This is a genomic window from Streptomyces sp. V3I7 (genome assembly GCF_030817495.1).
Lineage (GTDB): Bacteria > Actinomycetota > Actinomycetes > Streptomycetales > Streptomycetaceae > Streptomyces.
Genome location: NZ_JAUSZK010000002.1, coordinates 37,590 through 63,517 on the forward strand (window position 1 = coordinate 37,590; position 25,928 = coordinate 63,517).

A 25,928-nucleotide genomic window follows, 5' to 3' on the forward strand; every position below is an offset into this window, starting at 1 on the left:
TGCCCTGGGACGAAGTGAAATGGCTGCCTCGAGGCGTCTGGACTGCTCCATTGCGATCGCGGAAGGATCGGCCGAAGGTGTCGGATTTCCTGGCTCGGCAAAGCCGGGGGATCGCTTCGACGCCAGTCGAGTGGCAACGAGTCGGAAGGACATCCGTGAAGAAGTCGTCTCAGGCGTCTGCCTGCGTTGAGGGGCCGATGAGCCCCAGCTATCCCCTGCCCGCTATTCCCACGATCCTCGTGGTGATCGTGCTGGTGCTTTTCACCGGCCTCATCATCTTCGGGATGCCGGTGGAGACCGCGGCGCTCACCCTGGGCGCCGGCGGCATGCTCGGTATCGAGCTGGTCCGTCGGCTCATCCAGTCGCTCCCCCATCGTCGTTCTCTGTAAGGAGTCCGGCGATGGGGCGCACGAAAAGCGCCCCGGCTGATCAGGCCGTGCGAGAGCTGGCGGAGTGGCTTACCGACCTCCGCCAGCTCTCTGGCCTCAGCTACAGCCGCATGGCGCATGCATCCGTAAAGATGGGGCTTCCCGTTTCCCAGTGCACGTTGTTCCGCGCGGACAAGGGCTGTTCCCTTCCCGCGTGGGCGACCGTCCGGGCCTACGTGGAGTCCTGTCAGGGCTCTGTCCCCATGGCGAGGAAGCTGTGGGACAAGGCGGCGCGGGCCAAGATGCAGGTTCACAGCATCACGGTCCCGGCGCTTCCCCGGACGGCACCCGCCGTCCCCTACATCAACGAACCCGGTGAACTTCTCCAGGCGATGCGGGAGCTGCGTCTGTCCGCAGGCCAGCCCTCGCTCCGCGTCCTGGAGGAGAGGGCGGCCGTCCCTGGAGGGGGAGGCAGCTTCCTGCCCCACAGCACCCTGGGCGCCGTGCTCAACGGGACGCGGCACTGCACCAAGGACCTCCTCGGTCACTTCATCCACGCCTGCGGAGTGACGCGTACGGCAGACGTACGGGAGTGGATGAAGGCGTGGGACCGAGTGGCCCGCTACCGCGGGGAAGCGGCCGCCAGCCGCACCTACATCACCGCGTCCTGAGAAGCTGTGTCTGGTCCTGGCATGACAAGCGGAGTGGGCTTTCGATGCAGGCCAGGGGCAAGCCCCTGGCCTGCAGGCGCCGGGAGAGGTGTGTTCAGGCAGTGGCCTTGGAGGCGACTCGAGCCAGTAGTGCATCGCGGACAGTGGGCCATTCGTCTGCGAGCAAGCTGTAGTACATCGAGTCGCGGCGGGTGCCGTCCTGGCGTCGCATGTGGCTTCGCAGAGTTCCCTCGTACGCGAGGCCGAGGCGGGCGAGGGCTTGCTGGGACCGTACGTTGAGGTTGTCGGTGCGAAGCGCCAACCGAGCGAGTTGTAGATCGTCGAAGGCGTAGCCGAACAGGAGCAGTTTGGATTCGGCGTTGTAGGGGCCGCCCCAGCAGGAACGGTCGAACCAGGTCGCGCCGATCTCCGCGCGTCTCTCGGCCAGGTCGAGCTCGTAGATGCTGGTTGACCCGACCACGGCGCCATCGTCGCGGCGTCGCACTGCGAAGCAGCGCCTTGCGGGGTCGGCGATCATTTTGCCGAGCATCTCGCGCAGTTCGGCTACCGACGTGGGCCGCGGCCGGGGCATCCACCGCCATACCTCAGGGTCGGATGCCGACGGAAAGAGAGCTTCGGCGTGGTCGACGGATAACGGGACGAGGCGGGCAACAGTTCCCTCAAGAGACTGATTGTTCATCGCAGCACTTTAGTGGCGCCCCGCTCCATTCGAGGAGGCGTTCGGCGCACGTCCGAGACTTGCTGTTTGTCGTCGATCAACGGCAAACGACGCGTCTGGGCGGGAGCGGTCAGCCATCGTACGGTGCCCATATGGGCAAAGAACGGGGTGTCCGGCTGCGGCTGGCCATCACTGCGGCAAACGACGCTGGGCCGCGGCTGTGCCGTGGATGCGGAGAGCCGTTGATGCCGAAGGCCAAGTCGACGGCGGTGTTTTGTGAGGCGGCTTGCCGTTCGAGGCACTGGCGGCGGATGCGTCGGGCCCGGTCGAGGACCGAGGCGGTGAAGGCCGGTGTGAAGGCTGTCTGCCCGGAGTGCGGGGTGTCGTGGACGGTGGGAGTCGACCGTCCCGCCTCGGCCGTCTACTGCTCTCCCGCCTGCCGCAAACGGGCCTGGCACGCGCGGCGCGCGCGGCAGAGCGGGGCGTGAGCCTGCGCGTTCGGTGATGGTGGGGCCGCTTCGAGCGCCGGGCCGGTACGCCCTTGCCCCCGGGGCGAGGCGGTCGGATTGTGCGAAGCGACGGGTTTCCAGGGCAAGTTGACGGCACGCGAGGGTGTTGTCCCCGGGGCTCGTGAGGGTGGTGTCCGGATGACCGGGATGGTCGGCAGTGTGATCCGGCAGCGCTACGACGAGCTGGTCAAGCTGGGGCGGGACTGGGTCGCCACGATGAGCAGCGTCCAGTGGCAGCTCGGGGACGCGGCCACGGAGATCGAGCCGATGCGTTCCTACGGCGGCTCCAACCCGTCGGGCAACGATGAACTGTTCACGGTCAGCGAGGCGCTGCGCCTGTTCGCCGAGGACGTCGGCCTCGCCTACACGACGATCCGGGACTATCGGTGGGTGGCCTCGCGCTGGCCGAAGGAACACCGGCGGGCGGATGTCTCCCACACCATCCACAAGATCCTCGCCTCCATCGCGGATGAACAGGAGCGGTTCGAGGCGGTGGACAACCCTCCGCCCCATCCGCGTGGCGGGCCCGCGCGCTGGACGCACGACAGCGCGAAACGGATCGTCGGCTGGAAGGTGGACACCCCCGAGAGTGTCCAGGAGAAGGTGGACGCGATCCACGACTTGGCCGCCGACGACCAGGTGGCCGCGCGGGTGGCCACCGACTTCCTGCGCCGCCCGGCGGTCGCCTCGAAGGCCATGGCCGACGACACGGCCAGGCACGCCGTGAACGAGGCGCAGTTCGACCAGTTCCGCCAGCAAGTCCAGTACGGGCAGGAGGAAGCCGCCCCGCAGCTGGACCAGCTGCGGCGCATGGAGCACAACACCCAGTTCATGGACCTGGTCGCGGTCTGCACGCAGTTCACCGTCACCGCCGGAAGGATCGTGCCGAACCTGCGCGGCGAGCCCTACGACGACGCCGAACGCGAGACGATCCTGCGGGGCCTTGCACGGGTGCGGGCATCGGCGGACTGGATCGAGAACGCGGTCACCCGCGGCGAGGTCGACCTGGACGAGCAGCTTCAGAAGCTGCTGAAGGGCTCGGGCGAGTAGCGATGGGGCGGGGCGTTCCCGCTCACGTCCACGCCGAAGCCGTTCTGTCCGCCCTGCTGGAGGCCCGTCCCGCCGGCCTGACGATCGGCCAGCTGATGGCGGCCACCGAGCGCACCCGCGCCCAGGTCCACACCGGGCTCGCGCACCTGCGCCAGGTCGCCGCAGCGAAGGGGCTCCCGCCGGTGACCTGGGACAAGACATGGGGCTACCGGATGCTGGACGACGCGCCAGAGGTCTGGATCGGCTACGAGCGGGCGTTCTTCGAGTCCGTCCATCACCGGGTGGAGAACTTCATCGCTGGGATCCTCCTGCCGCACCAGAAGAAGAAGCCCGACGACCCGTACATCCGCACGGTCATGGCGCAGATGGGCGCGATCGAGTCCACCCTGCACCTCCTCGCCAACCTGGAGTGAACCCCCGGAAAGGCAGCGGGCCGCGACCGCCCGGCAGTTGGCTTCTTCCTCAGGTCGCGGCCCGGCGCCCCGTCATGCCGCTGCCCCGCTACCGCTACCCCTCCGATACCAGCGACCTCGAATGGGCCCTGCTGGAACGGCTCCTGCCCACCCCCGCCTGCCAGACCCCCAAGGGTGGGGCTCCTGAGAAGTGGCCCCGCCGCCGCGTGGTCGACGCAATCCGCTACATCACCGACAACGGGGCGAAGTGGCGGGCGCTGCCCGCTGACTTCGGCATTCCGTGGCGCACGGTGTTCGGGTATTTCGCCCGCTGGGCGAAGGGCGGCGTCCTGAGGCGCATCCTCGACCAGCTCCGCCGGCGGTTGCGGCTGCGGCGAGGGCGGTGTCCCTGGCCGGTCCGGGTGATCGTGGACTCGCAATCCGTCAAGGGCGCGGAGACCGTATCGAAAGCGACGCGCGGCTACGACGCCAATAAGCACATCAACGGGAGGAAGCGGCATCTTCTGGTCGACCAGGACGGCCTTCTCGTCGACCTCCTCGTCACGCCCGCCGACGTCCAGGACCGCGACGCGGCCCGCGTTCTGCTGACCCGCCTTCATGCCGAGCACCCCGAAATCGTCCTGGTCTGGGCCGACAACGGTTACGGCGGCGAGGAGTTCGCCACCTGGGCACAGGACACCCTCGGCATCACCATCAAGGTCGTCCCCCGGCCCAAGGACGCCAAGGGCTTCGTCTTGCTACCCAAGCGCTGGGTGGTTGAACGGTCGAATTCGTGGACGATGCGGGCCCGCCGCAACTCGCGGGACTACGAACGCCTCATGTCCCACGCCGAAGCCCACATCCAGTGGGCGTTCATCACCCTCATGACCCGCCGACTCACCCGCCGGAACCGTCGAAACAAGATCGTCCCGGCCTCTCTCACGGCAGCCGCCTGACGATCTCTCATTTGCCGTTCGGTTCGACGTCGGATGGACACCGAACCGAACGGCAAGAACGATCACCCTTCACCCCTATGTCCTATGACCTGCGGAAAGAGGATGTGACACAGCTTCTTAGTAGGCCTGGATGATCTAGCGTGTGGGGCGTGGCGCGACGCTCGGCGGTACTGCCGGGAGTGTGGTGATCCGCTGCCGCAGATGATGACGGCCGAGCATAAGAAAGATCTGAGCACCTCCCATCACTCTGGCAGGTTCAAAGGACTGCGCGACTGCTCACGCGGAGGAGGGGTTACCTTGAGGGGATGGATTGGGGGACTCTTCTAGGCACAGTTACGGGCGCGGTCATTGGAGTGGGCGCCACATCGATAGCCGACCGAGCCAAGTGGCGTCGAGAGCAGAATGAGCGTCGTACTGAGATCAAACGCGAACTGTATGCCGCTTACCTCGCAGCCGTGGCCAAGACCTGGAGCGACATCCGCGCCGCCGTTATCGACAGCACGGAGCCCTGGCCGGAACGGGCACGTCAGGCGGAACTCGCTTACCGCAACGGTGGGGTGTACGAGCTGCGCTACCAGATGGCGATCACGGCGCCACCTGCGATCGTTGTTCTCTCCGACCAGACCATGAAGGGCATGCGCGACCTCGTTCGACAACTCATCGCTGGCCGGAGATTCGGCACCTGGGCGGAGCTCCAGAGTGATGGTCGGCCGTGGTTCGACGCCTTTGATGCCATGCGCGCCAGTATGCGCCGGGATCTGGATCCTTCAACCTTGCCCATAACGGTCGATCAGCCGTAGCAAGATTGGACATTGGCCCAGGTGGGGGACAGCTCACAGCGGCTGTCATTGACTTGAGTTTCAAAGACGGGTTCTTCCCGTGCTGCGCGGAGGGTTGCCTGGTGAGGTGTCCGGCGATGGCCGGTCCGCAGCAGCTGTGGTGCTGCTGCGGGGCGTGGTGGCGAGCCACGCCATGCCGGCCATCGTGCGGCGCTCCGGCCCGCAAGGGACCAACGACCCCGTAACCGGGGCGCCGCGTTCAAGGGGCGGCGAGCAATGAGTGCTCGCCACCGGTCCATTAGGTTCTGGAACGACGCGCTGCTGCCTGCTCGAGTACCCGGCGGCGCGTCCAGCGCCGATGGCCGCGCTCGTTCACTCCGTCCGTGGTCTTCAGCAGAGGAAGGTTGCCCTGGCCCAAGCTGCTGGAGAACGAGTTGACGCTCTTGAACCCGAGCAGAGCCGCGGCCTGAGTGGCGCCGAGGAGCTCGTCGAGGTCACCGTCGACGGGGACGTCGGGGAGCGGAGGAGTCGGCCGCTCGACGGAGCGCCTGCCCGGGCCCGGACGATTCGCCTGCCAGTTCAGCAGGGTCTGCACGCGCCATTTCTGCCGACGGTAGGGGCTTTCGGGGGTCCCCAGCTCTTCGACCTCATCGGGTTCTGGAAAGTAGCCAGGGTGGTCGCGAACGTAGCTCTTGACCTGGCCAGGATTCTTGTAGCCCAGAAACCTCGAGGCCTCCGCCGCGTTCAGCAGTTCTTCCGGATCGAGGGTCGGCGGTGTGTATTCCCGAATCGCGGATGTGCGGTCGGCGAACCACTTGCTGACCTCGGCGTGGTCCCAGAGCCGGGCACGACCGCGGCGGCTGACGGCTTCAGGGAAACCGTTCTCCGCGCGCTCCTTGTAGAGCGTGTTGATACGAGCGGGGGTGAGCCCCTGCTCGGCCGCGATCTCGGCACTGTCGGCCAGGCGAGGCTCACCGTGCGAGGTCATGGCAGACGTATCCGTCCGTCGGGTTGTGAGCCGGCCACTCCGGCCCACAACCCAAATAATGGCACGAGTTTGGTGAGGGGGTCTAGCTAGCGGCCGGGAGGGTGTCCCGACCGACGGGCTACTCCTGGGGGAGCAGACACACTCCGCGGCGGGCGGCGTCCCCGGCCATCTCCGCGTAGGCGATGGCCGCCGGGGTCATCTCCCACTCGGACAGCGCCAGCATCAGGAGCAGCTCGCCGCGCTCCAGATTGGTGTCGCAGAACACGCCGGCCGCGCGCGCCGCCGCCGTGAGCTCCGCATCCGAGGAGGCGGCGAAGCGGGCCTCGACACCCGGACGCATCTCCTCAAAGCCCTGCTGGTAGACCTCGTTTGCCTCCCGCAGGAGCGGCACCAAGTCCTCATCGGAAGCGGTCGCCGCGGCCGCGGCGAGGTCGAGGATGCGCTCGGTCGGCATCATCGTCATGGTCGGTGTCCCTCCCCGGAAGTGCTGAAAAGGTTGTGGGTCAGGTGCAGCCGTCGCAGGCAGAACGCCGCTGCGCGGCCGCCAGGTGCACCGACTTGCGGGGCCTCTGCTGCAGGGCGCGACGGACCTGCTGCTCCAGGACGTCCATATCGGTTCCGTCATCGGCACAGATGATCCCAGGATCCGGGGCACTGGGCCGCCGGCTGGCCTCGATCAGCTCGGCGATGCGCCAGTCGGGCCGGAACGTGTCGCCGCGCACCGCCTCCACCTCAGCGTAGAGGTCGGCCAGCCGCGGCCGGCGCGCGACGGCGAGCACCAGGTCCCTTTTGGAGGCGAAGACGCACAGCGAGCACGAGCACCGGCTGGTGCCCTTCCAATCGCCGGCCCCGGGGTGGGAGTCGTAGGTCCAGTGGTGGGGGACCGGCGCGTCCTGGTGCCACTCCAGCACCGCGGCGGTGGGCCAGTCCTGCACCGGCATCCACTCGTCGACGATCCGGGCGCCGTTGGTGAGGACGTTCCGGTAGGCGGGGCGGTCGGCGCGATCCCTGCTTTCGTCGGCGCGCAGGCCCATCACCTTCAGGATGCGCACGGGCCGCCCCAGCTGCCTGCGTAGCTCCCTCACCATCGGGGTCCACGCGCTGGAGATGATGGACTCCTTGGCGTACTTGCGGCAGTACGGACTGCCCAGACGAGGGAACCGGCCGTACGAGGCGATCTCGGCGAGCAGCGAGAACGGCCGGGCGACCTCGACGTGCCGGTGAGCGGGAATGCCCTGCGCCGCGCTCTGGGCGGCAGCGAGCTGCGACACGGACGGGTAGGTCGTCCCTTCGCACGTGACCGCAGGCCACTCGAGAGTGCCGAGCGAGGCGTGGTAGGTCGTCACCCGGTCCATGACGCCGGCCGCGGACGCGGTCCGCATGAAGGACCACAGCATCACGCTGCTGTCCTTGCCGCCCGACAGCTGCGGAGCGAGGAGGTCGTAGGCAGCCAGGTCGGGAGCCGGGGAGGGACAGACGGTGGGACGGACGGACATCACTTCTCCGATCGGTGGGACGGGCCGGCCACGGGGGCGCGGCGTTCGATGGCCGGCAGCCTCAGACGGGAACCGGGTCGGGGTCGGGGTGCTTGGGGTAGGGCCGGAGCTCGGGCAGGCCGAGCCTGATCTCCTCGCGCTCGCGGCGGGACCGGCCGAGCCGGAAGACGAACCGGTGCACTCCGGGATGCCGGAGCCTGCGGACGCCGACCACGCCCAGGGCGTCGCGCAGCCAGCTGGCCGGGTCGTCACCCGGCCGCGGCCGTGGCGCTCCGAGCGCGACAAGCTGAGCCGTGGCGTACTCGTTGCCCTGCTCCTGGCGCCGGATCTTCTGGGCCGTGCGGTCGTGGAAAACGGAGCCGTCCGGCAAGACCTTCACCGTCCGGGGCCGTTGCCCGGCCGGCGTACACCGCGTTGCTGGCCGCGTAGATCGTCCCGACGTGACCGGGCATGACCAGAGCACCGGCGGCATTCCGGCGCGGGACACCGTCGGCGAAGGAGACAAGGCCCCGCACCCCTGCGGAGAGCAGGAGATCGAAGCAGCGTGCGAGGCACCAACTCTCGGAATTTCCGGGCAGATCGTCCAGAAGGACGAACCGAGAGCACTCCAACGACTCGGTGTAGGGGCGAAGGTCCGGCAGGGGTTTCGTGAGCACCGCGACGTTGACCGGCACCCCGAACACGGCGGCACCGCACAGCCGCGGCCTGCCGTGGGCGGCCTTCTCGTACAACCCGAACCGCATCGTGGCGGAGGGATACGACCCGGAGTAGTGATGCCTGATCACGAACGCCTTGGCCGTCTCCTCACCGAGCGGTTCCACGGTGTACCGGCGCGCGTCGAACCCGCCGTCCCGAACATGACGCCAGGAGTGCCGGCGGCCGCGCCAACGCTGGCACCAGGGCGACGTGACCGGCATCTCGGGAAGCAGCTCGCCGAACGGCAGGACGTCCTGACCGGCGGCCTTCATGCCGGGTTCCCGTCGGCTCGCATCCGGCCCGCGGCGCCGAACAGGCTGAGCTGGTCCCCGGGCGAGGGCTCCGGCAGGGGCAGCTGGGTGGGTGCAGGGGCAGACCCATCGGCAGGGCCGCTGCCTGTCGGCGTAGTGGATCACAGCGACCACGAAGCCGCCGCGGTCGGTGACCGTTCCGACGTGAGTGTCGACGCGAGCTCCGTCGCGGCTGATGCACCTGTCGTGATGCCCGGTGGCGCAGGGATGGCAGGTGCCGTGCTCGCAGAAACACAGGCGGTGGAAGCCGTGCGGGTAGGCGTTCTCGATGCGCTGCAGGCCCTTGGTCCAGGCATGGGCGCGGACCCAGGCTCCCTCTTCCTCGGGCATCGGGGACGGCACGGCGGAGGGGACGGGGTCGAGGATTCCCATGATCGAGGCGCCGATGTAGCGCAGCCAGGTCGTCATCTTTCATCTCCGATCGAGGTGGGGGCGGTGGGGAGTTCGTCGAGCACGCCAGGAGGCGCGGGAGGTTGGTGTGGGGCCCGTAGGCGAGGTAGGTGCCGTCGCAGCTGGCGCAGCCCATGGCCTGCGCGAGGTGCAGGCGGCGGCGCGAGTTGACGCGTCCCATGTGGACGGACAGCCCGCGCTCGCGGGCCTGGGCGGCGAGGCGGTGGGCGGCCGGGCCGGTCTTCCATTCGGTGGATCCGGCGAGGAACAGCACGTCGAAGTCGCCCCACGGGATCAGTCCGTGTTCGCTGCCGTCCTGCGCGGCGTACGCGGCCGGGACGCCCCGGGCACGGATCCGCTCCAGCCACGGCAGTGACTCGCGGAGGGTGGCCTCGGCGTCCAGCGGGACGTCGGGGGCGAGGGCCCACAGGCACCGGCTCGGCCCGTAGCGGTTGACCGTGTCGTTCAGCCACGTCATCCAGGCCTCGGCCCCGGGCCAGCCCTTGCCGAACTTGCCGTTGTCGCAGGCGTAGAGGGCGCCGGCCGGGATGACGTTGCCCTGGGCCGGGGTCGTCATGCAGGCCAGCAGACCGGCCTGCATGACGACCCGTACGTCAGCGCCCGACGGCGTCGCGAGGTACAGCACGACGTGGGGCGGGAGGTGAGGGAGCGGGCATGTCAGGTCCTCCAGGGAGCCGGGGCGAGCGGGCAGCTCAGCCGAGCGCGAGTTGGTCCGCGCGGCGCCCGCGGAGCAGGGCGCGCCACTGGCCTTCGAAGTTCCGGTCCGCCTTGTCGATCACTCGGGCCGGGGCGGTGGCGAACAGCTCCTCCGCCATGGGCAGGTCAGTGCCGCGGGGGCGGACCCAGGCCCGGGCGCGCCCGTACACGGGGTCGTGTTCGACGTCGACGCCGCGGCGTTCGGACACGGAGATGAGCCGTCGCGCCAGTTGCTGCGGCCGGCCGAGGTCGACGCGTTCGGTGGAGCGCATGACCGGCCGCCGCCGCCCGTCGTCGGACAGCAGGAACAGACGACGGACGCGGTACAGCGCCCACGGCATGTCGAGCTCGCGCTGGAAGGCGTCCAGGCACGCCCGGTCTCGCGGCCGCGCGGGGTCGAACAGCTCCAGCAGACTGCGCTTGCCGTACAGCTTCGCGTTGGGGTTGAGGCTCATCGCCGTGTACTCCAGGCGCAGCACTTCACCGGCGATGTCCGGGTGGCTCCGCATCCGCTCCAGGTGGGCGGGCAGCGCCCCCATGGACGCGGGGAAGCAGCAGAACGTGCAGTAGGACCTGGGCCAGTGCACGCCGAACCGGGACCGCAGGTAGTCCTCGCACCGCTGCCTGCCCCAGCCCCAGTCCATGAGCGGGTACATCCCGGTCCTTCCGGGGATCTTCGACGCGGTCGTGTCGCCGAAGCAGCGTCCGGGTTCGTCGGCGTTGAAGCCCATGACCTGCCGGAACGGCCGTCCGTCGATGACGGAGGGGATCCAGCGGTCACCGACCTCGCCCTTCGCGCGCAGGCTGCACTTGCGGGTTCCGGCCTGCTGGGGAACGGCGCCGACGGACTCCAGCTCGTCCCACAGCGTCCACGGTCCCCGGGCGAAGAGCCGCTCGGGGCGGCGGGAGTCGTCCAGGACGGTGATGCCCTCGGCCTTCAAGTGGCCGTTGCGCGCGATCTGGACGAAGCGCACACCGTGCTCGCGCAGCAGCGGGAGCATGAACTCCTCGACCAGGAGCCGGGTTTCGGGCCACTCGCTGCCGGTCGCCATGTAGAGCACGGCGGTGCGGTCCAGGTCGATGCCGTGCGCGGCGGGGGCGGTGAGCATTCGGGCGAGGTAGGCGGTCGAGTCGGCGCCGAGCCCCCAGTTGATGACGGTGTCCAAGCGGTCATCGGCGGCTAGTTCGGGCAGTGGCGCCGCGTAGGTGGTGGTCATGGCGTCGTTCCTTGTCATCGAGTGCCCGGGCCTGCGGCGAGCAGGGCGGCGGGCTGAGCCGGACATGCGGACGGAGCGGGCGCCGGCTCCGGACGGGAGCCGCCGGGACGGCGGTGCCGGGGCCTTGCGGGAACGGCCTCGGCACCGCTTGGTCTTCGGGCTGTCAGAGCAGGTCCAGCGCTCGCGCGGGGGTCGGGCACAAAACGGCGCGCCGTGCGGCGAGCAGGCGCGCGCTGCCACTGGAGCGGACGCCGGCGCTGATGGGCGCGGCGAGGACGGGCCGGTCCAAGTCGAGGGCGGCCTCGGCGACGCGGGTCGCCTCGGCGTGGTCGAGGGCCTCGACGAGGATGACCGCGCGGGCGAGCGCAGCCACCAGGCGGGCACTGGCCTTGAGTGTGGCGCCACTGACGTCGGTGCCGGGCCGGTACAGGCTGACCACGGCACCCCCGTTGGCCGGGATGGATGCGAGCAACTGGGCGTGGGGGCGCGGGTGGGCGCGGTCCAGGCCGCGCGGCAGGACGGCCAGCGTGGCTCGGCCGGATTCTGCGGCGGCCCGGTGCGCGGCGGCGTCGACGCCGTAGGCGAGGGGTGCGGTGACGGTGTGTCCGGCCCGGGCCATGGCGGTGGCGAAGGCATGCGCCCGGGCGACGGCCTGTTGGCTCGCCGCCCGGCTACCGGTGACGGCCACGGCGCTGGCGGTGAGCCGCGGCAGATGTTCGGCTCCCCGAGCCCACAGCCCGAGCGGGCAGTACGGGCCGAGGTCGGACAGGGCGGTGGGCCACTCCGGGGCGGAGGGGATGACGAACCGGCAGTGAGCTGCGCTCGGAAGAGCTCGTCCCTTGGGGACTGCCGGGTCAGGCGGCCGCTGGCGTCGGCGCGAGCGCGGCGCTGCCAGACCTCGGCCGGGGAGTGGTCGGTGAGGTCGGCGGCGACCTGCTCGGGGGTGAAGCTTGCGGCGAGCGCGGCGCGAGCGTCGCGATCGGACAGGGGTCGCTCGAACATGACGACCTTTCAAGGGCAGGGCGCGGCACCGGCAGGCGAACCGGTGCCGCGCCAGGGGCGGGCGAAGGGAAAGCGGGGGGAGGGGTCAGCGAACGGCGCGAAGGGGAGCGCCGTTGTCTGCCGTGGACGGTGTGTCGGTGCGGTTCCATCCGCCCGACCGGCTCTGTTCCCACCAGCGGGGCGGGCTGCCCGGCCGCCGGGGCTGGGACGCGCTGGGTGCAGTTGCCGGTGGGGCCGGGGGCGGTGTGACGGGCGCGGCGGCGATCGGGCTGGGCAGGCTGGCCTCGGTGTAGACGATGCGCTGGCGCAGGCTGATGCCGATGTCGTCGACGCTCAGGTAGATGCAGCCGTCCTTGACTTCGGTGATGCGGCCTTTCACCAGCACGGCGGTGCCGTCGGCGAGGGACTCGGAGGCGGTGCGGGCCAGGTCGCGCCAGATGGTGCAGACGTAGCGGATCGGGGTCCCGTCGCACCACTGCCGCGTGGCGGCGTCCCACCGGGTGGGGGTCTCGGTGAGGCGGAACCGGGCGACGGTGAGGCCGGATTCGGTGAAGCGGACTTCCACGTCACCGGTGACGGTGCCGGACACTTGCGTGACGGACGGGGCCATGCGAACACCTCCTGAAAGCAAATACTAGTACGTTATTGGGAGGGTCAACCCCCTTGGAACGGCTCGTGCCGCCCCGCCTGCCAGCGCGGCCGGCGAGCCACCCGAGCAACGTCCTGCCTCTGGTGCGCGGGGCGGGTGCGCCTTGCCCCGCCTGGGGTGGCGGGAACACCGTGTCGTCCTCGACCTCCACCCGCAGCGGAACGCTTCCGTCGGGACGGAGCAACTCCTTGTCCGTACTGTCGAGATGAACCGACACCCGCAGTGTCCGGCTGTCAGCGTCGAGGTAGGCGAACACGAGCACCCCGGCTACCTCGATACAGGGCAGACCCTCGTCGTCGGGCCGCTCCTGAGGGTGGAAGACCGCCGCGCTGTTGGCCTTCGCGCAGGCGTCGGCGTCCCAACGGCCCAGCTCAGGCTGTGCGCGCACGACCCGGGAGATCTCGGCGGCGTACAGCGAGTAGCCCTCGTCGTCGCGGTGCCCGAAGTAGACGTCGGCGACCGCCTGGTCGTTACCGGGAGGAACGAGCGGGACATCATCGTCGCCCGCCAGGTTGTCCCAGGAACTGCGCGCGTGCTGCGCCAGCCTGGCGAGTGCCGACGCCTGGTCCGACCAGTGGGTCACCTCCTCGGTGTGTCGGTCCCACCGGCGAAGGACCCAGGTGCGTCCGACTGCTTGCGTGGGGAGCGGGCGGGCGTCGGCGAAGGAGAAGCGGCCCAGCCAGGTGGCGAGGATGTCGACGGTGTTGGCCCCCGGCCACTCGCCGGTGTCCTCCTGGAGAGCGTCCAGTTGCCGGGCCAGGCGGATTGCTTCGCCCTCGGCCGTGGCGCGATCGGGTGCGACGAGCACGGAGTCCTCCTTCTGTTCGAGCTGTGGGACAGGGCGGTTCACGCTTCCTCCAGGGCGCGCCACAGGTCCATCAGGCGCTGCTGGGCCGGGGTGAGAACGGCCGCGCGCAGGACGCGGCGGTGCAGGACGGGCACGTCGACGCTGAGACCGGCAACGGCCTCGGGTCGGCCGGCCGGGGCGATGAGCCGGTAGTCCTGTGCGCGGATCATCCATGCCTCGTACCGTTCGGCCGGGCTGCCGGAACGTGCCGTGTATCCCTGGTCGGGGGCGCGCGAGGGGCAGCGGCAGGACGGGTCGGTGCAGGGCCGTCCGGCGGGGTGGCGGTCCAGAACGGGGGCCCGGCGGTAGTGCGTGGCCGTGCCGTTGAGCATGGGGCAGTGGATCGCGGTGTAGGGCAGGCACTCCGGGTGCAGCGCTGGTTCGGCGGTGTAGCCCTGCGCGACGTCGGCCGGGCGGGCGATCAGGAAGCATCGCTCGTTCAGGGACTGGCCGCAGATCTGGCACAGCCTGCGGAGCAGGGCGGCGAGCGTGCGTTCGGCATCAAGGCTGCCGAAGGCCGCGTGGCCGTTGTGGACCACGGACACATACGGCACGACCAGGCCGCCTGACTGGGGCCGGTCGGCGCAGCGCTGAGGGATCGGGGCCATGGGGGTCCCCTCCGGTTCACGGGGTGGGGCTGCGGCGCCGTCATGCGGCGCTCGGATCGGGGCGGTGTGCGCTGGAGAGCCGCTGTTCATCGGGCGGTCGGCGGAGGCGGGTCGGCCGGGCCGCCGCTCAGGAGGTCCTCCCAGCGGGCGTACTGGCATCCGGTCGCCTCGTGCATGCGCATGTGCAGCCAGCTCGGGTCGTCTCCGGCCAGGAGGACCGCTTCGGTGCCGTGGGCGACGGACCGCTGGTAGACGGTGTGGTCGTCGGCGTCGACGGTGATCACGATCAGGCCGGGCCGGTGGGGCATGTGGCGCAGCGCGAAGTTCGCGGAGCTGCGGTCGTCCAGGAGCACCAGCGGGGCCCCCTGGTATTCGGCGGTGCTGAACAGCGCGGACGGCAGGTAGAGCACGGGTACTGGGCAGGGCAGCAGACCGAGCGGGTCGTCGTCAGGGCTGTCGCTGATCGCGAGCACGGGTCTCGGTTCGCCGCGGGCAGCGGCTGACGCGGAGTCGGACATGGGAGGGGGCACCTTTCGTGCGGCAGGCCGGCTGAGCCGGGAAGGGGAGGGCGCGGCGAGGACACCAGGGGGGCCTCGCCGCGCCGGTGGGGCCGCGGGCCGTCGGGATGGTCCGGCCGGCCGCTTCGCGCGGCCGGGCTACCCGAGCGGGTAGAGGACCAGGGCCGGGACGGCGGTGTCGGGGACCCCGCCCGGGTACAGCTCGCGCAACTCCGCGTCCTGCTCCAGTTCCTCGGGCAGCGGGTAGGCCTCGCCCACCAGGTCGTTGGCGCCGAGCGGCGCGTACTGGGAGCGGCTGTAGGTGGAGAAGGGGGAGAAGGAGTTGCCCTCGACGTCGCTGGACAGCACGACCAGCGTGGTGCCGGGGAGGCCTGCCCAGTCACGGCGCACCAGGTGGCGCAGCTCGGCGAGGGTCAGGGGGCGTCGGTCCTGTCGTGGGCGGGTGTCGTCTGCGGGGCGTCGGCCATGACGGTCCTTTCACGCGTCGGCCGGGCGGTGAGGGCCGCCCGGCCGATGCGGTGGTGAAGGGCGGTCAGTCCTCGATCAGGTCCAGGCAGGCGACCGGGATGCCGTTGCCCGGGATGCGGAAGCGGCGGGTGTCCTCGGGGATGCGGTAGCGGTTGCGCGGGTCGGTGCGCAGCAGGCGTGTGGAGTCCTCGTCCAGGACGAAGCCCGCGCGGCTGCCGGTGCGGTTGCGCTCCTGAACGGTGCCGGTGAGGCGGCGCAGGACGGCCGGGTTCAGCCGGTCGTTGATCCGGGCGCGGCGGCCGGGGACGACGTCGTTGTAGGCGGCCTTGTCGAGCTCGCCGAGCCGCCGGGCGGCGGCCTCCTGGACCTGCGCGAGGTCCGCCGGGGTGGGGAGCTGGCTGATGAAGGCGCGGACGTCCTCGATCGTGGTGCTCATGTGCAGTGCCCTTCCGTGGCGGTGAGGGACCGGCCGGGCGCGGGTGCGCCCGGCCGGGGCTTGGGGGAGGCTCAGGCCTCGGCGGCGGTGCCGGTGCGGCGGCCGCTCACGGCCTGCTGCTCGACTTCCGACAGCTGGTAGCTGCCGTCGGCGGCCTTGCCCAGGGCTTCCAGGAGCAGCAGGTAGGCGGTCTGCCGCCGGTCGGGGGCCTCCCACACGCAGACCGTCCTCATCCGCGCCGAGTCCCACTGCTTGGGCTCGCGCATGGTGTCCTCGAACGCGGCGGCGACCTGGGCGAACACCAGGTTCGCCAGACGGGCCTTGGGGAAGTGGGCGGCGGTCTGGGACGGGGAGTCCTTCTCGGGCTCCTTCGCACCGAGCAGCAGCGCCAGCGTCTCCGTACGCCCCTTGCTGACCCAGGAGCTGTAGAAGCCGGGCAGGTCCAGCAGGATCTCCTGCGCGAACACGCGGGCCTCGTCGGGCAGCGTCTTTCCGCGCACGAGCCGCTTGATGAACTCCTGCCTCGGCCCGGCGGCTGCCTTCCACGCTCGGTTGCACGCCACGGTCCGGCGGCGCTCCTCGACCTTCCGCTCGTCCTGCTCGGTCTTCGGCTTCTTCGGCTGCGGCCGGACTTTGTGCCCGTACTCGGCCGGGTCGGCGCAGTGCCAGACGGGCCGGTGCTCCTCGTCCAGCCGGGCGCTGTGTCCGGGGCAGTTCTTGTGGTTGTCCTCGGTGAGCGGGTTGCCCAGCGCGGTGGTGAGCTGCGTCAGCGGCTTGGAGGGGTCCTTGGCGTAGGAGGACACCCGCCCCAGCAGCGTGGCGCCCGCTTCCTTGAGATCGGCCACGGCCTTCGCGCGGGCCTCGGCGTCGGCCAGGTCGGCGCGCAGCAGGGCCAGTTCCTGGTCCCAGTGGCCGCGCCCGCCCTTGCCCTCCTCCTGGTCCCGCTGGAGCGCGCCCATGAGCCGGGCTTCGGCCCTGGGCGCGTCCGCGACCTCGGCGAGCTGGGCGGTCTGCTCCAGGTCCATGCCAGCGGCGGCCGAGCGGCGCAGGGAGGCGTCGTTGAGCTTCTGCGCCGCCTTGGCGTGCCGTGCGGCGTTGCGGCCGACCCCGAGGGCCTTGGCGGCCGTGCGCCGCTGGAGGTCGTCCATGCCGATCAGGGACAGTTCCTGGGCCTTCAGCGTGTCCCGCTCGCTCATGTTCTCGCGGTGGTCGTTCTCGACCAGGGACAGGAACCGGGTCCAGGCGTCGTTGCCGACCAGGTCCTCCCGCACGTACGCGTTCACCGTGCGCACGGGGCGGCCGTCCTGTTCGGCGCTGGCGTTGGCGGCCTGCGCGGCCTGTGCGCGCCGCCAGCCCTTGAACACGCCGTAGGTGCCGTCCGGCAGGGGGCGGACGCTGATGGGCTCCTCGACGCCGAGTTCCTTCACGGAGGTGATGAGCTTGGCGTCCGGCTCGGTGTCGTGCTCGCGGGCGTTGCACTCGTCGCGGACCAGCAGCGTGGGGTCGAGCTGGACGAGCTGCGGGGCGGTCGCCGCGCGCCGGTCGGTCGTCGTGGCGGGCGGGGTCGAGACGGCAGTGGCCATGAGGGCTCTCCTTGTGCCGGATCGGCGGACTGAGGCGGCGAGGGGGGTTGCATCCCCTCGCCGCACAACAAATACTAGTACGTTCCTGCGTGGTGGCTAGATACCCTCTGAGCTGCGGAAATGGGCGCAGAAACGGAGGGTTCTGGGGTGGGGTCAGCAGATCACGGAGTCGGCGCGGGGGAGTGGACGATGCACGACGAGCGGCGGCAGGGCCGGCCCGGTGAGGAGACGTGCTCCTCGTGCGCAGCGAGCGCCTCGGTGAGCCAGTCGTCCTCCACGAACTGCGGACGCTTCTGCAGCCAGAGGGCTCGGGCCCGTTCGATGTCCCGGACGTCGTGGAACTCGCTGGCGCCGTGCTGGCGGATCAAGTCGATCCAAGAGGACCGGACCCCGTCGTAGGCGGCACGGGAGTGGTCGTATCCGCTGGCGCGGTCGATGTCCTCGACCGCCACACCGGCAGCGAGGGCTACGGCCGTACGGGCGTCTGCCATGGATGTCAGGCGGTCTGCCTCGCAGATCGGGCAGGCCAGGGGCTGTCGGGCGTAGGACATGAGCAGGAGGGTCGGGCTGTATCTGAACACCGGTCATCCTTCGGCGGGCTGGAGCGAGAGGGCGCGGGCCCCCGCGTGGGAAAGCGGGCTTCTGGACGAGTTGTCGCGGTCAGTTGCGGAGGGGTGGCGGCAGCAGGAAGGTGCGTCGGGGGTCCATGCGGACGCACCGCTCGCAGTAGGCCGTCACGGCGTTCGCGGTGCACCCGCCCCACTGGCACTCGAAGCGCTCACGCGGGCCGCAGAGCATGCACCGGACGAACGCGACCCCATGGAACTCGCAGGGCCGGTATCGCTGCCGGTGGGGCACCAACTCCAGGGCGGGCCGGTGCCGTTCCAGCAGCCGGAGGTCGGCTGCCGCAAACTCCCCGCTGTCGTCCCGAATCACGCGGAGCGGCAGCTGTTCGAAACGCTCCGGGGTGCAGTAGAACGGCATCCCGGCCGGGCTCCACACCATGGCCAGATGGCCGTCCGCGATCAGGGATTCCAGACGGTGGAAGCTGAACTCCGGCAGCAAAGACAGCATTTCGTCCTGGCGCAGGCTCCAGGCGTATCCGTACCGGCGCAGCATCCGGCGCTCGTCGGCCGCCGGGCCGGTCTGGGCGGCGTCGAGCGCCTGGACGGCGGCGACGGCAGCGCCAGGATCGCTGGCCATTTGGCGTGCGGCGGACTCCGCCTCCGCACCGGTCTCGTGGCGGGTGAGCGCGTACCCGTGGAGCTGGTCCACCACCTGGTGCGCGCCGTTGTGCTCGGTGGCGGCGTACCGGACGGGCGGCTGCTGCTGGGGACGTCGTCGGGGCATGACGGAACTCCACAGGGCTTGGGATGGGGTGGCAGAGCGCGCCCGGCGCCGGTCGGCCGGCGCGGGCAGGACGGCAAGGTCGGCGCGGCGGGGAGGCCGCCGCGCCGTGCCAGGGGTCATGGGCGGGTGAGCTGCCTGGTGCGAGCGGGGGCGGCGGTGAGGGATGCCTGGGTGTCGCGGCGGTCGGACACCTTCACGTAGCCGCCCGGCATCGTGTCCAGCCGGACCTGGTCGGGTCCCCAGTTGCGGACGATGTCCGCCGGAAGGTGCTCGATGTCGTCGGCCTCGACCTGCGCCGCCCAACCGGTCAAGCTGTCGCCGAAGGTCTCCCGCCACTCCAGCAGGATGGGGAAGAGCTGGGCGAAGTCGTCGGCGAGCGCGACCGCGCGAGCGGTGTCCGGTCCCGGGCACTCGGCGTACGAGGGAGTGTCAGGCCGGGGGCGGGTGCCCAGGGTCATCAGCCAGCGGGCCATCAGGGCGTCTCCTTCGGGAGCTGAGCGTGGCCGGGTGGTCAGGGGGTGACGGTGACGGTGACGTCGGCCTCCAGGACGGCGAGCGCGGCCCGGACGGCGGCCCGGGTCTCCGGGCTCGGTGCCGAGTACGGGAAGTCCAGGGCATGGACCGCGTCGTCCAGGTCCTCGTCCCGCATCGGCAGCGCGTAGCCGCTGCGGTACAGGGTGAGGGCGGTCGCGGTGGCCACCCGGCCGCGGTTGTAGGCGGTGGCCTCCTCGGCGGTCGCCTCGCTGCAGAACATCTCGCTCGCCGTCGGCGACAGGGTCGCGACGCCTGCGGCGAACCGGCGGGCGGGGATGCGGATGCGGGAGGGCCGCAGGGCGCGGCGCAGCTTGTCGAGCACGGCAACTCCTGGGATTCGAAGGGCGGGAGGGACAGGCGCCTCGGACACTGAAGCCCCGGCGGTCCGGCGATGGGGCGGCGACCGCCTCACAACATCAATACTAGTACGTTCCTTGGTGAGGGGAACCCACCCCCCGACCTGCGGCTTCTAGCCTGAGCAGGCCTCGACCAACCTGCCCAGCATGGCGGCAATGGGGCCGGGGCTGCCGCAGATCTCGGCCTCCACCCGTTCTCCGGACCGCCCGATGTTCACACGCACCTCACACGGCGGAGCCGTACCGCCCTCGACGCTGAGGGCGCTCCAGACGAGCACGGTGCGCCCCGCCGTCTCCGCCAGCACCTCAGTCCCCGGGAGCGCGACCCTGACCCCGACCGCCTCCGCGACGGCACCCCTCCGGCGCGCCTCCTCCTGCCGGGTCGCGGCGATGTGGGCAGCGAGCTCCACGGCCTGGGCGTGCAGCGGGTACAGCCGCCTGACGATCTCCCGGGCCACATGCCGGGCACTGATCGCCGACACCCCGATTGACGGCGTACGCACGTCGGCGTCGTCCGGCAACGCCGCGCAGATCTCCAGCCGACCGGGCTTCCGCCTGTCGGCGAACACCCGCAACGCACGGCCGTCACTGTCGATGATCAGGCGGGCGGGACGGCGGCCGTACCCGTCCATGGGCGCCGTCCGGCAATGCGTGCCCAACTCACGCGCCACGTCCTCGGCGAAGGTAGCGAACTGATCCGGGGCGGAATCTTCCACCCGCTGTTCCGGCGTCATCACGGTCCTCCTGTCGTTGCGTTCGCCCGGTGGCCAGACGGCCCCTGGCGCTCACAGTTCTGCTTGTGCTTCCTTCTCCGGGCGGCGCTCGCGCTCGGCGCCCTTCCGCGCGTCCTCGGCGGTGTATCCGGTGTCGCACCAGGGGCGGCACAGTTCCCCCGGTGCGGCACGGCACGTCTCGCACCAGTCATCGAAGTCCTCCGGGCGCCAGGGGCGGCCGGTCACGCGACGGCCCCCCGGACGCCGGCGGAAGGCTGCGGGCGTCCTCGTCGCTGCGCACGGAGCGAGGCGGCTTCGGCCCGGGTCCTGCGGACGCGCTCCCGTTCACGCTCGGCCTGGTCGAGGCAGTACGGCCCCCACCACTGCGCCATTGCGACCCGGTGAGCCAGTGACTCGGGTACGTCGGCAAGCAACAGCAGCAGCACCGGGTGCGGGCTGCGTACGGCCCACCCTGCAACTGTCCACCAGGCGGCCACGGCCGCGCGCCGTGCGCGCTGGGCGGCCTGCGCCTCGGCCTCGTAGCGGGCGGCCTCGGCCTCGTCACGGCTGGCCGACTCGTCGAAGAACCGCAGCAGGCCCGGAGTTTCGCGGGCCCGGGAGGCGTCCAGGATCGCGGCCAGGTCGGCGCGCAGCGTCACGGCTTCGGCGCAGGCGCGCAGTGCGGCGGTGAGCGTCGCGGCGGACCTGGGGGCCGGTGGGTACCCGGCGGCCGATTGCAGGGGGCTCGTCATTTCCTGCGGCCCCTCGACGTTGTCCTGGTAGAGAGTGACGCTGCCCCGGTAGCCGCTCCGGCTGTTGCGGAAGCGGGGCAGGGCATCGTCGGGCGCGCAGTCCTGGACGGCGTCGATGGGCCCGAGACAGGCGCGCACGGCCGTGAACTGGTCCCACTGATGGGGGTGGTGAGTGCCGGTGACGTGGACGGGGCCACGCATCGCGCCGCTCAGCTCGAACACGACGGCGTCGCCCTGGCGCTCGCCGGCGGTGGCCCGGACGGTGCCGGACGGCGTGGAGATGGTCAGCGTCGGACTGCTCATGGCGGGAACTCCTCGGGGGTGACCTCGGGGGCGGTGCGCGGGCGTGCCGGGGTCAGAATTCGCCCTCGATACGGAGGCTGACGCGCCATCGGCCGGGCCTGTCCTCGGCCACGGCGGTGGCCGTGGCACGGCTCAGGTCGTCTTCGTAGCTGTGGTGGATCCAGGTCAAGAGGCGCAGCTCGGCTTCGTCGGCGTCGGCTGCGTCGATGGCGAATTCGGTGGTGGCCGACGGCCACCTCTCGTCCGGGTGGTGGAACTCGGTCTCCGTGACGCGTTCGGCCTGCCAGGCGCTCTCCGGGTCGGTGGGGGCGGGCAGCAGGGTGACGGGTAGCGCGTGGCCATGGGGCTCTCTCCGGGCGTGCGGTGGGCCGTCGCCCCGCCCCGACGAAGGGGGCGCAGGGCGGGGCGACGCGTAGGGGGGTGTGGTGTGCGGGTGCCTTACGCCTGCGGCGGCTTGTGACGGGGGAGCGTGCCCCGTCCGGTCAGGTGCAGATGCTTGCGGCCGCACGTGCACTGGGCGAGGCTCCGGCCGTGCAGGCGCATGAACTTCGGCCCTGCCGCGTAGGCGTTGACGGTGCGGACACTGCCGGGAACCGGAGCGCGGTTGGTGCAGTAGCCGTCCGACGCGGCGGGAGTGCTAGGCAAGGGGGTTCTCCTCTTCGGACTCGTGGGGCCTGGGCAGGGTGGGCGCGGCGTACGTCTCGTGCCGTAGGGCGGTGGGGTCGGGGCACTCGGTGATGCCGTCCTGGAGCGAGAGCGGTTCGATGGGGTGAAGCCAGCGGGCGCGCACGGTCCATCCGCACGCGCGGGGGCGCGGCTCGCCAGCCGTGGTGGCGATGAGCACGGCGTGCCGGACGTCCGTGCCGTCCAGGGCAGTGAGCAGCACGGCGCGCAGGCCGGCGAACTCGCGCGGGTCTAGTACGGCCAGGCACGGCGGGGTGCTGCCGACGGAGAGGTCGGCTTGACCGTGCAGCACGCTGCCGTCCGTACGTACGGCCATGAGGCTGAGCGTGTGCGCGCCGTCGCCGAGGACCTGGAGCACGCTGTCCAGGGCGGTCAAGGCGCGGCGCATGGCGGCCGCGAACGCGTCGTTACTGGGGTGGAGCGGGTGGGGGCGTGGCATGGTGCGGCACTCCCTGGCGGTGGGGCGGTGGGGCGGTGGGGCGTGGCTCTGGTCCCCGCGGAGCGGGGTGCCCCGGGCTGCGCCCGGGGCGAGGGGGCGGGCGCGCTGCGCTCGCCCCGGGGTTGGGGCCCCCTGCGCTGCGCTCCGGGGCCGGTACGTGCGCCGTGCTGCGCGCGGGCAGCGGCGGGGCGGGGCGCTGCGCGCACCCTCGGCGGCGGGAGCGCTGCGCGCTTGGGCGGGGTGGGCCTGTGCGGGCCGGGTGGGGGGTGCCCGGCCCGCGCGGGGGTCTGGGATCAGCCGTGCGAGGCGGCGGCCGTCAGGGCGGGGAGCGCGAGCGCTTCGAGGGCTGCGGCCTGGTCGGCGTCGGGCAGGACCTGCGCCACGGACGTGATCGCCTGCATCACGCCTCCGGCCGTGGTCTGACCACCCCGGATGAAGTGGGCCAGGATCATGTCCTTGGCCTCGGCGCCGATGCTGAGCGTCTTGGTGACGTGCTCGATGGTCTTGGTCGGCTCGGCCAGCGTCTTACCGGCGGCGGCCTCCATCTCGGTCACCTTGGCCTGCACGTAGTCACGGGACAGGAAGGTGCGCACCGCGTCCGTGGTCTTCGACGTGATCAGCTCCAGCGTCTTGCGCTGGGTCTGCCCGGACCACGAGATGACGCCCTCGCTCTGCTTGCCCCCCAGGTGCACGGCCCGCATGACGTCCTTGCCCATGGTCAGGCCGTTGCGGCAGATCTGGACCACCACGCGCGGGGTGATGGTGTAGGCACCGGCGCCGACCTCGCTGTTGGAGATGACGAAACCGGCGGAGACGACGGGGAGTTCGTCACCGCTGCGGCCGTCGAACGGCGAGCGGTAGCTGCGCAGCAGCTCACGGGCCTGGACCGCGACGGCCTCGGACTCGACACGGACGTACATGCGCCGGTCGGTGAGGTCACACCCGGTGATCTTCGTCGGGTGTCCCGACTTGGTGACCCCGTCCAGGGCGGCCAACAACATGTCGAAGTTGTCGATCAGCTTGTAGCTGTCGGACAGCAGGGCGCGCGCCACGCCTTCGGCCGGCGCCTCCCCGGGGGCGTTCTCGCCCCGGAACGCGCGCAGCATGAACCGGCGCTGCGGGTCCTGGCGCAGCCACGCGTTGACGTTCTCGTCCAGCAGCGCGACGTGATCGGCACGCATGCGTCGCAGGTAGGCGAGCGGGATGCGCAGCTTGTCGGCAATCCCCTCGTCGGCTACGGCGGTGGGCCGGTAGGTGCCGTCCACCCTCGTTACGCCGTCCTCGGTGATCTGGGACTCCATGCCCTCGACGCGCACGTTTCCGTCCCGGAAGCGCAGCGCGGCTGCGGGGGCGATGACGTCCAGCTTCCGGCGCTGCTGTCCCTCCAGGATGCGGACCAGGTCGGTCAGGTCGGCGTTACGGGCGCCGGTGGGAGCGACGGCGGAGACGCGCTCGGCGAACTGCTGAGTCATGCGGTGTTCCCCTTCGTGTTGGTTTCTGCGGGTCGGGGGGCGAGGCCAACCGCCCCCCGACAAACTCAATACTAGTACGTGTCAGGAATGTGTGAACCCCTCCCTGAACTGGGCTTTTAGCTCCGAGTGCGGTACTCGGGCAGCGGGGTCAAGCTCTCCCGCCGACAGTTCCACACCTTCGACACGACGTCCGTACCCCGTACCTCGCACAGGTCGTACCGGATTTCCGCCGGACCTCCGACCACGTCCGAGTGAGCGCGGATCCCGTGGACCCAGTAGCGGCCGTGACGGCTCGTCAGGCTCCCGTGGTACCGCACCCGCTGCCACATGACCGGTTCCGGCTCCTCCTGACGTCGCCTCAGAGCGGCCACCCCGTCGTGTAGGCGCCGGAACGCCCGGTTCACCGTCCTGTGGTCGACCGGCACATCAGCAACGGCCGGAGGCGTGCTCCCCGTGCGCACACCCATTGCCCACCCCAGCTCGAAGAACGGACGGGCCATGTTCAGCCCCGCCAGCGGGACCCGGAGCGGTTCCGCCTCCATCTCCCAGTCCTCCCGCACGCGGCGCAGCAACTCCCGCAGGGCGTGCCACGCCTGCTCCCGCTCCTCCGTCGTGATCTTTGCTCCGTCCTGCTCGGTCCGCTCCGGCAGTCGCGTGAGTTCCATGGCTTCCCTTCACTCCTCGGTGATCTCGATAAGGGAGGGGGCGCGACGCGGTCGCGCGCGCCCCCTGTTCGGTGCGGATTAGCTTCGGAATCCGCGCGACGAGAGGAATTCAGCCGTAATGTGCGCGATTCCCTGCGGCTTGTAGATCTGCGGGAATCGCCGCATCTCGACTTCAGTGCGGCCCTTCTCGTCCGGGTCGATGAACTCGTGAACGAGCCGGTACGGCCGGTCACCGATCGGCATTTCGAGAACGACCGGGCCAACCTTGGTGTCGAACCGAATTCCCGTGACGTCCTTGTCCGCGTTGTGCACCACCTTCGCCCCGGCACGCTCACACCACAGCGGCAGGAAGTTGGCGATCGTGCGGGCCTGAATAGCCAGGCCGGTCATGGGGGCGTTCTGACCGCCACGCACCCGGCGGACGATTCCGTCAGAGATCAGGAGTTCCACGGTTTCCCCTTCGTTGGATCTTTGCGGTTCTGTTCGTCGGGTTCGCCTTCCCGACAACACAAATACTAGTCCCTCATGATCACGGCGTCCACCTCCGCCACGCCGCGTGTTGCGCTAGATGTTGCGCCAGATGTTGCGCAGCGTGTTGCGCTGGATGTTGCACCCCGCTGTGGCCGGCCTGTACGTAACAGGAGGTCAGGCACCCCTACGACCCTGGTCGGACTGCTGACATCCCCTCTGCTGCCACTTTTCCCGCGCTGGTTGATGAGTGAGTGTGGGGGCGGGGTGCGGGTGGGTGGCGGCGTTCGGGGTTGGTGGCTGGGTGTGGGTGTGTTGCGTGCCGGGCGTGGCCGTCACGCTGTCTGGGGTGGTGTAGGGGGCCTGTGCGGCCCTGTAGGGGTGGTGGAGGAGGGTGGAGCGGGGCGGTGCCGGAGGCAGCCGTCCCGACCCGGCAGCTCCTGTGCTCGTGTCCGTCCGCTGCTGCCGGAGGCAGCCGCACCCCCCGGCCCGGTCCCTGGTCTCCCTCCTCCACCCCTCACCTTCCAACCCCCTCGAACCGTCCAGGGGGTTGGGGCCCGGAGGGCCCCTGTCCCTTTCCCGGTATTCCGTGGTTTACTTATTCCCACGGAATACAAGTCAAGTTCCCCCGCCTTTCAGGGAATCGGAGATTCCCCGGAAAACCAGCCCAGGGCAACCCTCATGACGAAACCTCAACTAAAACCCCAACTCCCCACCCCCACAACAAAACCAGCCAATTCCGTATTCAGCGTGCCGGAGGCACGCACGTTGCGGAATCCGGCCGGAGGCCGGTTCCGCAACTCCCCGCCGGAGGCGGGCTGTTCGCGCGGGGACGCGCGAAACGAGCGAAGCGAGTATTCGGCTGCCGGAGGCAGAGCGAAGC

The 25,928-nt window shown here is 70.6% G+C and carries 33 protein-coding genes and 2 pseudogenes; 8 read left to right on the forward strand and 27 right to left on the reverse strand.

Features of this window, described 5'->3' with window-relative positions; genetic code table 11:
* The first annotated feature begins 197 nt into the window (after positions 1-197).
* Together QFZ74_RS30185 and QFZ74_RS30190 are read left to right on the forward strand one after the other, a co-directional pair.
* Positions 198-389: a hypothetical protein gene (locus QFZ74_RS30185; protein WP_307624370.1), complete on the forward strand. Its 192-nt coding sequence runs from the start codon at positions 198-200 to the stop codon at positions 387-389.
* Positions 390-631: 242 nt separating this feature from the next.
* Positions 632-1,039 (forward strand): hypothetical protein, encoded by a 408-nt coding sequence (locus QFZ74_RS30190; protein ID WP_307624371.1) that lies wholly within the window; start codon positions 632-634, stop codon positions 1,037-1,039.
* A 94-nt stretch (positions 1,040-1,133) separates the two neighbouring features.
* Here the strand turns inward: QFZ74_RS30190 and QFZ74_RS30195 are convergent, their stop codons facing one another.
* On the reverse strand, positions 1,134-1,718 hold the full coding sequence (locus tag QFZ74_RS30195) for a GNAT family N-acetyltransferase (RefSeq protein ID WP_307624372.1): 585 nt from the start codon (positions 1,716-1,718) through the stop codon (positions 1,134-1,136).
* Positions 1,719-2,344: 626 nt separating this feature from the next.
* Between QFZ74_RS30195 and QFZ74_RS30200 the strand changes: the two genes are divergently transcribed.
* From QFZ74_RS30200 to QFZ74_RS30215, 4 genes and pseudogenes are all read left to right on the forward strand, one after another.
* Entirely contained in the window at positions 2,345-3,256 is a 912-nt protein-coding gene (locus QFZ74_RS30200; protein ID WP_307624373.1) for a DUF6192 family protein, read from the forward strand.
* Positions 3,257-3,258: 2 nt separating this feature from the next.
* Complete coding sequence (locus QFZ74_RS30205) at positions 3,259-3,669, forward strand: RacP protein (RefSeq protein WP_307624374.1); 411 nt, start codon at positions 3,259-3,261, stop codon at positions 3,667-3,669.
* A gap of 74 nt (positions 3,670-3,743) precedes the next feature.
* Positions 3,744-4,553: pseudogene (locus tag QFZ74_RS30210) on the forward strand (IS5 family transposase); the annotation flags it as partial.
* Between the two features lie 506 nt (positions 4,554-5,059).
* Positions 5,060-5,404, forward strand: a complete 345-nt coding sequence (locus QFZ74_RS30215; protein ID WP_307624375.1) for a hypothetical protein — start codon at positions 5,060-5,062, stop codon at positions 5,402-5,404.
* A gap of 277 nt (positions 5,405-5,681) precedes the next feature.
* Here QFZ74_RS30215 and QFZ74_RS30220 read toward each other — a convergent pair whose 3' ends face one another.
* From QFZ74_RS30220 to QFZ74_RS30235, 4 genes are all read right to left on the reverse strand, one after another.
* Positions 5,682-6,371 (reverse strand): AlpA family transcriptional regulator, encoded by a 690-nt coding sequence (locus QFZ74_RS30220; RefSeq protein WP_307624376.1) that lies wholly within the window; start codon positions 6,369-6,371, stop codon positions 5,682-5,684.
* Between the two features lie 118 nt (positions 6,372-6,489).
* Positions 6,490-6,834, reverse strand: a complete 345-nt coding sequence (locus QFZ74_RS30225; protein WP_307624377.1) for a hypothetical protein — start codon at positions 6,832-6,834, stop codon at positions 6,490-6,492.
* 40 nt (positions 6,835-6,874) lie between these two features.
* Positions 6,875-7,867 (reverse strand): phosphoadenosine phosphosulfate reductase, encoded by a 993-nt coding sequence (locus QFZ74_RS30230; protein ID WP_307624378.1) that lies wholly within the window; start codon positions 7,865-7,867, stop codon positions 6,875-6,877.
* Positions 7,868-7,928: 61 nt separating this feature from the next.
* Complete coding sequence (locus tag QFZ74_RS30235) at positions 7,929-8,237, reverse strand: hypothetical protein (RefSeq protein ID WP_307624379.1); 309 nt, start codon at positions 8,235-8,237, stop codon at positions 7,929-7,931.
* Between the two features lie 278 nt (positions 8,238-8,515).
* Here QFZ74_RS30235 and QFZ74_RS30240 point away from each other — a divergent pair, with 278 nt between their 5' ends.
* Positions 8,516-8,638, forward strand: coding sequence for a hypothetical protein (locus QFZ74_RS30240; protein ID WP_307624380.1), 123 nt, complete (start codon positions 8,516-8,518; stop codon positions 8,636-8,638).
* A gap of 260 nt (positions 8,639-8,898) precedes the next feature.
* On the opposite strand, the pseudogene QFZ74_RS30530 reads toward QFZ74_RS30240, so the two are convergent.
* A pseudogene (locus tag QFZ74_RS30530) lies at positions 8,899-9,282 on the reverse strand (DUF6248 family natural product biosynthesis protein); the annotation flags it as partial.
* Positions 9,283-9,445: 163 nt separating this feature from the next.
* On the opposite strand from QFZ74_RS30530, the gene QFZ74_RS30245 reads away from it, so the two are divergent.
* On the forward strand, positions 9,446-9,640 hold the full coding sequence (locus tag QFZ74_RS30245) for a hypothetical protein (protein WP_307624381.1): 195 nt from the start codon (positions 9,446-9,448) through the stop codon (positions 9,638-9,640).
* Positions 9,641-9,977: 337 nt separating this feature from the next.
* On the opposite strand, the gene QFZ74_RS30250 is transcribed toward QFZ74_RS30245, so the two are convergent.
* From QFZ74_RS30250 to QFZ74_RS30350, 21 genes are all read right to left on the reverse strand, one after another.
* Positions 9,978-11,198, reverse strand: a complete 1,221-nt coding sequence (locus QFZ74_RS30250; RefSeq protein WP_307624382.1) for a hypothetical protein — start codon at positions 11,196-11,198, stop codon at positions 9,978-9,980.
* 163 nt (positions 11,199-11,361) lie between these two features.
* Positions 11,362-12,213, reverse strand: a complete 852-nt coding sequence (locus tag QFZ74_RS30255) for a DNA-processing protein DprA (protein WP_307624383.1) — start codon at positions 12,211-12,213, stop codon at positions 11,362-11,364.
* 72 nt (positions 12,214-12,285) lie between these two features.
* Positions 12,286-12,810 (reverse strand): single-stranded DNA-binding protein, encoded by a 525-nt coding sequence (locus QFZ74_RS30260; protein ID WP_307624384.1) that lies wholly within the window; start codon positions 12,808-12,810, stop codon positions 12,286-12,288.
* Entirely contained in the window at positions 12,767-13,657 is an 891-nt protein-coding gene (locus QFZ74_RS30265) for a hypothetical protein (protein ID WP_307624385.1), read from the reverse strand. Before QFZ74_RS30265 ends, QFZ74_RS30260 begins: the two co-directional genes overlap by 44 nt.
* Before the next feature lie 38 nt (positions 13,658-13,695).
* Entirely contained in the window at positions 13,696-14,304 is a 609-nt protein-coding gene (locus QFZ74_RS30270) for a cell envelope biogenesis protein OmpA (protein ID WP_307624386.1), read from the reverse strand.
* 86 nt (positions 14,305-14,390) lie between these two features.
* A complete protein-coding gene (locus tag QFZ74_RS30275) occupies positions 14,391-14,822 on the reverse strand; it encodes a hypothetical protein (RefSeq protein ID WP_307624387.1) in 432 nt (143 codons plus the stop codon).
* A 138-nt stretch (positions 14,823-14,960) separates the two neighbouring features.
* Positions 14,961-15,212 (reverse strand): hypothetical protein, encoded by a 252-nt coding sequence (locus tag QFZ74_RS30280; RefSeq protein ID WP_307624388.1) that lies wholly within the window; start codon positions 15,210-15,212, stop codon positions 14,961-14,963.
* Between the two features lie 142 nt (positions 15,213-15,354).
* Complete coding sequence (locus QFZ74_RS30285) at positions 15,355-15,726, reverse strand: hypothetical protein (protein WP_307624389.1); 372 nt, start codon at positions 15,724-15,726, stop codon at positions 15,355-15,357.
* Between the two features lie 71 nt (positions 15,727-15,797).
* Entirely contained in the window at positions 15,798-17,309 is a 1,512-nt protein-coding gene (locus QFZ74_RS30290) for a ParB N-terminal domain-containing protein (protein ID WP_307624390.1), read from the reverse strand.
* A gap of 161 nt (positions 17,310-17,470) precedes the next feature.
* Positions 17,471-17,860 carry a hypothetical protein gene (locus QFZ74_RS30295; RefSeq protein WP_307624391.1) on the reverse strand — a complete coding sequence of 130 codons (390 nt, stop codon included), beginning with the start codon at positions 17,858-17,860 and terminating at the stop codon, positions 17,471-17,473.
* Between the two features lie 109 nt (positions 17,861-17,969).
* Positions 17,970-18,659 (reverse strand): hypothetical protein, encoded by a 690-nt coding sequence (locus QFZ74_RS30300; RefSeq protein ID WP_307624392.1) that lies wholly within the window; start codon positions 18,657-18,659, stop codon positions 17,970-17,972.
* Positions 18,660-18,775: 116 nt separating this feature from the next.
* A complete protein-coding gene (locus tag QFZ74_RS30305) occupies positions 18,776-19,132 on the reverse strand; it encodes a hypothetical protein (RefSeq protein WP_307624393.1) in 357 nt (118 codons plus the stop codon).
* A gap of 38 nt (positions 19,133-19,170) precedes the next feature.
* Complete coding sequence (locus QFZ74_RS30310) at positions 19,171-19,515, reverse strand: hypothetical protein (RefSeq protein WP_307624394.1); 345 nt, start codon at positions 19,513-19,515, stop codon at positions 19,171-19,173.
* A gap of 147 nt (positions 19,516-19,662) precedes the next feature.
* Positions 19,663-20,283 (reverse strand): hypothetical protein, encoded by a 621-nt coding sequence (locus QFZ74_RS30315; RefSeq protein ID WP_307624395.1) that lies wholly within the window; start codon positions 20,281-20,283, stop codon positions 19,663-19,665.
* A gap of 51 nt (positions 20,284-20,334) precedes the next feature.
* The gene (locus QFZ74_RS30320; protein ID WP_307624396.1) at positions 20,335-20,508 is read right to left on the reverse strand and encodes a hypothetical protein; all 174 of its coding nucleotides are present in this window, start codon (positions 20,506-20,508) and stop codon (positions 20,335-20,337) included.
* The gene (locus QFZ74_RS30325; RefSeq protein WP_307624397.1) at positions 20,505-21,317 is read right to left on the reverse strand and encodes a hypothetical protein; all 813 of its coding nucleotides are present in this window, start codon (positions 21,315-21,317) and stop codon (positions 20,505-20,507) included. Before QFZ74_RS30325 ends, QFZ74_RS30320 begins: the two co-directional genes overlap by 4 nt.
* Before the next feature lie 438 nt (positions 21,318-21,755).
* Positions 21,756-21,962: a hypothetical protein gene (locus QFZ74_RS30330; protein WP_307624398.1), complete on the reverse strand. Its 207-nt coding sequence runs from the start codon at positions 21,960-21,962 to the stop codon at positions 21,756-21,758.
* Positions 21,955-22,440, reverse strand: a complete 486-nt coding sequence (locus tag QFZ74_RS30335) for a hypothetical protein (protein WP_307624399.1) — start codon at positions 22,438-22,440, stop codon at positions 21,955-21,957. The genes QFZ74_RS30330 and QFZ74_RS30335 overlap by 8 nt, the downstream gene beginning before the upstream one ends.
* Before the next feature lie 293 nt (positions 22,441-22,733).
* A complete protein-coding gene (locus QFZ74_RS30340; protein ID WP_307624400.1) occupies positions 22,734-23,912 on the reverse strand; it encodes a DUF932 domain-containing protein in 1,179 nt (392 codons plus the stop codon).
* 116 nt (positions 23,913-24,028) lie between these two features.
* On the reverse strand, positions 24,029-24,577 hold the full coding sequence (locus QFZ74_RS30345) for a hypothetical protein (RefSeq protein ID WP_307624401.1): 549 nt from the start codon (positions 24,575-24,577) through the stop codon (positions 24,029-24,031).
* Positions 24,578-24,655: 78 nt separating this feature from the next.
* Positions 24,656-25,027 (reverse strand): hypothetical protein, encoded by a 372-nt coding sequence (locus tag QFZ74_RS30350; RefSeq protein WP_307624402.1) that lies wholly within the window; start codon positions 25,025-25,027, stop codon positions 24,656-24,658.
* Positions 25,028-25,928 lie beyond the last annotated feature (901 nt).

Bases quoted from the DNA above. Each gene is read 5' to 3' on its own strand.
- QFZ74_RS30295 (WP_307624391.1), bottom strand. From the start codon at position 17,860: ATGTCCTACGCCCGACAGCCCCTGGCCTGCCCGATCTGCGAGGCAGAC.
- QFZ74_RS30185 (WP_307624370.1), top strand. From the start codon at position 198: ATGAGCCCCAGCTATCCCCTGCCCGCTATTCCCACGATCCTCGTGGTG.
- QFZ74_RS30220 (WP_307624376.1), bottom strand. From the start codon at position 6,371: ATGACCTCGCACGGTGAGCCTCGCCTGGCCGACAGTGCCGAGATCGCG.
- QFZ74_RS30290 (WP_307624390.1), bottom strand. From the start codon at position 17,309: ATGGCCACTGCCGTCTCGACCCCGCCCGCCACGACGACCGACCGGCGC.
- QFZ74_RS30315 (WP_307624395.1), bottom strand. From the start codon at position 20,283: ATGACGCCGGAACAGCGGGTGGAAGATTCCGCCCCGGATCAGTTCGCT.
- QFZ74_RS30195 (WP_307624372.1), bottom strand. From the start codon at position 1,718: ATGAACAATCAGTCTCTTGAGGGAACTGTTGCCCGCCTCGTCCCGTTA.
- QFZ74_RS30190 (WP_307624371.1), top strand. From the start codon at position 632: ATGGCGAGGAAGCTGTGGGACAAGGCGGCGCGGGCCAAGATGCAGGTT.
- QFZ74_RS30340 (WP_307624400.1), bottom strand. From the start codon at position 23,912: ATGACTCAGCAGTTCGCCGAGCGCGTCTCCGCCGTCGCTCCCACCGGC.
- QFZ74_RS30275 (WP_307624387.1), bottom strand. From the start codon at position 14,822: ATGTCCGACTCCGCGTCAGCCGCTGCCCGCGGCGAACCGAGACCCGTG.
- QFZ74_RS30335 (WP_307624399.1), bottom strand. From the start codon at position 22,440: ATGCCACGCCCCCACCCGCTCCACCCCAGTAACGACGCGTTCGCGGCC.
- QFZ74_RS30230 (WP_307624378.1), bottom strand. From the start codon at position 7,867: ATGTCCGTCCGTCCCACCGTCTGTCCCTCCCCGGCTCCCGACCTGGCT.
- QFZ74_RS30285 (WP_307624389.1), bottom strand. From the start codon at position 15,726: ATGAGCACCACGATCGAGGACGTCCGCGCCTTCATCAGCCAGCTCCCC.
- QFZ74_RS30200 (WP_307624373.1), top strand. From the start codon at position 2,345: ATGACCGGGATGGTCGGCAGTGTGATCCGGCAGCGCTACGACGAGCTG.
- QFZ74_RS30205 (WP_307624374.1), top strand. From the start codon at position 3,259: ATGGGGCGGGGCGTTCCCGCTCACGTCCACGCCGAAGCCGTTCTGTCC.
- QFZ74_RS30305 (WP_307624393.1), bottom strand. From the start codon at position 19,132: ATGGCCCGCTGGCTGATGACCCTGGGCACCCGCCCCCGGCCTGACACT.
- QFZ74_RS30300 (WP_307624392.1), bottom strand. From the start codon at position 18,659: ATGCCCCGACGACGTCCCCAGCAGCAGCCGCCCGTCCGGTACGCCGCC.
- QFZ74_RS30250 (WP_307624382.1), bottom strand. From the start codon at position 11,198: ATGACCACCACCTACGCGGCGCCACTGCCCGAACTAGCCGCCGATGAC.
- QFZ74_RS30260 (WP_307624384.1), bottom strand. From the start codon at position 12,810: ATGGCCCCGTCCGTCACGCAAGTGTCCGGCACCGTCACCGGTGACGTG.
- QFZ74_RS30225 (WP_307624377.1), bottom strand. From the start codon at position 6,834: ATGACGATGATGCCGACCGAGCGCATCCTCGACCTCGCCGCGGCCGCG.
- QFZ74_RS30325 (WP_307624397.1), bottom strand. From the start codon at position 21,317: ATGAGCAGTCCGACGCTGACCATCTCCACGCCGTCCGGCACCGTCCGG.
- QFZ74_RS30345 (WP_307624401.1), bottom strand. From the start codon at position 24,577: ATGGAACTCACGCGACTGCCGGAGCGGACCGAGCAGGACGGAGCAAAG.
- QFZ74_RS30270 (WP_307624386.1), bottom strand. From the start codon at position 14,304: ATGGCCCCGATCCCTCAGCGCTGCGCCGACCGGCCCCAGTCAGGCGGC.